Source organism: Candidatus Competibacter denitrificans Run_A_D11 (assembly GCF_001051235.1).
GTDB classification, from domain to species: domain Bacteria; phylum Pseudomonadota; class Gammaproteobacteria; order Competibacterales; family Competibacteraceae; genus Competibacter_A; species Competibacter_A denitrificans.
In genome coordinates, this window is record NZ_CBTJ020000007.1 from 1 (window position 1) to 1,373 (window position 1,373).

Here is a 1,373-nt window from a genome sequence, read left to right on the forward strand (position 1 = left end):
GTCGAGAGCAGTCTGGGTCCCTTGCCGGACTATGCACTGACGGCCGCCGAACCCGCCTACAGTGCGTCTGGCATCGACTTTACCCTGCATCGCGGGGGATTGCCCTTTGCGTTGCGCGATGCCTTCCGCTTCAGCGTGGAGGTGGGCGGTCGCTTCCGCTGGCGCAAGGATAGCGGCACCTGGTCATCGGATACCGCCCTAGCGGCCAGTGTGCCGCTGGCTGACGGGCTGAGTGCGGCATTCGTCCCAGGGGCAGCACCGAGTTTTGTATCAGGGGATCGTTACCTCTTTTCAGTCCGGCAAGGCCATGGGGTAGCGGCGGTGCGCAGTCCGCATGGCGAGCAGTGGCGCTGGTCTGGATCGGATGCGGTATTAACGATCACCTGGCCAACGGCGCAAACCATCAGCCTGGTGGGCCTGTTGCGCCATGGCCTGATGGCACCGGCCACGGTGGTCATTACGCTCTACGATGCCACCGCCAGCGTGCTGGCCACGCTAACGCCCACGATCAACGACGGACCTCTCATCATGCCCTTGCTCGCACCGCTCACCACGGTGCGCACCCTCACCCTCACCCTGAGCAACGCGGCAGGGATGAGTCTGGGCTGGCTCTATGCCGGTGATCCCTTTGCGCCGCTGTACAACGCTGCCCTGACCTTGCGACGGGATTACGCCATGGCCCGCAGCGAGGGCACCAACCCGCGAGCGGCCTATCTGGGATCGGGCTTCAGTGGCGAGTTACGCTGGGAAAACAACCTGCGGCGGGCCGAGTGGGCCACGCTGCTGCACCTGATTGATGATTGCAAGCAGGCCGACGACGCGCCCATCGTGCTGATTCCGCAAATCAGCCAACCCGACTTAGCCGCCTTGGCCCGGATTGATGCCGATACCCTGGCCATCCGCGATGTGTTCGACTGGCAACCCACCGACCCGGCGGCGTGCCGCCTCTCCCTCACCTTGCCGCTGACGGCGGTGTTGACGTGATATCCCTCATCCCTCTTCTGGAGATTGTATGACTTCCACTGTAGATTTTAAAAACCTGTTATTAGCGGCCAGCGATATCAACACGCTGAGCCTTCATACCGCCGATCCCGGCGCCGCTGGCACGGCCAACGAAGTGGCTGGCGGCGGCTATAGCCGCCAAAGCTGCACCTTTGCCACTGCCGCCAGCGGAGAGCGCGCGCTCAGTACGGCGGTGAATTTTACCCTGACGCCCAATCAGGCCGTGGCCTGGCTTGGCTTTTGGGCAGGCGCGACCTTTCGCGGGGCACGGGTCTTGACCGGCGATACCAGCGCCAATGCGCTCGGTCAATACCAGATCACCACCGCAACCCAACTCACGCTGGCGGATGTCGCCTAAGGACCCCTCATGG

General features: G+C 63.5%; 2 protein-coding genes. Both read left to right on the forward strand.

The window, feature by feature from the left end; genetic code table 11:
* A partial coding sequence (locus tag BN873_RS20275; protein ID WP_048670238.1) for a hypothetical protein occupies positions 1-984 on the forward strand: 984 nt, incomplete at its 5' end.
* A 28-nt stretch (positions 985-1,012) separates the two neighbouring features.
* The gene (locus BN873_RS01640) at positions 1,013-1,360 is read left to right on the forward strand and encodes a phage tail fiber protein (RefSeq protein WP_048670239.1); all 348 of its coding nucleotides are present in this window, start codon (positions 1,013-1,015) and stop codon (positions 1,358-1,360) included.
* Positions 1,361-1,373 lie beyond the last annotated feature (13 nt).

Bases quoted from the DNA above. Each gene is read 5' to 3' on its own strand.
- BN873_RS01640 (WP_048670239.1), top strand. From the start codon at position 1,013: ATGACTTCCACTGTAGATTTTAAAAACCTGTTATTAGCGGCCAGCGAT.